Origin of the sequence: Flavobacterium sp. FPG59 (genome assembly GCF_002150205.1) — a bacterium.
Classification (GTDB): domain Bacteria; phylum Bacteroidota; class Bacteroidia; order Flavobacteriales; family Flavobacteriaceae; genus Flavobacterium.
Genome location: NZ_MTCA01000388.1, coordinates 1 through 1,187, shown reverse-complemented (window position 1 = coordinate 1,187; position 1,187 = coordinate 1). Strand labels below are relative to the sequence as shown.

2 protein-coding genes are annotated in these 1,187 nt (G+C 27.5%); both read right to left on the bottom strand.

Features of this window, described 5'->3' with window-relative positions; genetic code table 11:
- Window positions 1-428: hypothetical protein (locus tag FPG59_RS16200; RefSeq protein WP_140344727.1), on the bottom strand; the 428-nt coding region annotated here is incomplete at its 3' end.
- A 271-nt stretch (window positions 429-699) separates the two neighbouring features.
- Window positions 700-1,187: hypothetical protein (locus FPG59_RS16825; RefSeq protein WP_176330787.1), on the bottom strand; the 488-nt coding region annotated here is incomplete at its 5' end.

The following is a 1,187-nucleotide window of genomic DNA, read 5'->3' as shown; positions in this document are numbered from 1 at the left end:
GTATAGGTGTTAGAAAAAGAAATAATTTCATTATTAACCAGATAAAACCCGTTTGAATCTGTTTGGCTTGGTGGATTTTTCGTTAAAGAGTTTTCAAAAATTTCCCAATTTTGTAAAAACACTTCCACTTCTTTTGTCTTGTTGTTTATTTCAAAATAGGCTACAGTATTATAATCTCCTCTTAAATTTGGTTTAGCAAAATCCAACTTATAATAATTTGGTTTAACAACTATCTTATTGTTTTTTGAGTTTAAGTAACCCATTCCGTTTTCAGTTGCAAAAGGAACTAAATTTTTTAAATCTGCCGGCTTAATTAGAGCGAAGTCTTTTTTAATGATCTCTTTTATACTGTCTTCATATTTTTCTTGGGAAAAAGTAGAATTAAAAATGAAAATAAAGAATGGCAATAAGGATAATTTTTTAATCATATTTTTTTTTGTTTGGTTTAAAAATGTTTTTGAACAATATGGCACTAAGGTAGGTTAATTGCTAAAATAAGTCCATTATTCGGATTTATCAAATATTCCAAATACAAGACCATCCTATTAAGCCAATCACCCAGATCCGATTTAGGTGCTTTTGGTGATAGTACTTTTATGGAGTAGTATTTATTATAATTCATTATACTTTTCAAAAAACTAGGTTCGTTAAGCCTAATTGAATTCATTATAAAACAATCAATCCTAAATAATTACCAACTTAATCATTTGGTCCTGAGCTAATAGGTGCTACAGTGCTCATGTAATATTCATATTCTTTGGGAAAGAACACATGTTTATCATTTATGTTTTCAATTTTTAGTATATTTTGTTTCTTCTTATCAAAGTAAATTTTGTATTGATACATTTCTGCAACGATAAAAACATTCCCTATGATATCGAAACTATACTCAAAATCACGTTGAGAATCAAGAGTATTTCTGTCATTGAGTTTTAAATCTTTTGTAAGTTGAATTTCTTGTTCACTAAACATATTTCGAATCATACATTTTTTATTTATTAAATCAAACTGAATTGTTTCTCTGAAATTTGTACGTGCTAAGATAAGCGTATCTTTTGTTTCCCAGAAAAATGCTAGTTCTGGTTTAATACCATTTTTTAATAGCGTTTCAATTTCTGTTTGGTTTTGTTTAGTTTCCTTTATTTTTTGTGCAGAAGAACAAAAACTAAAACCGATGAGCATAATTG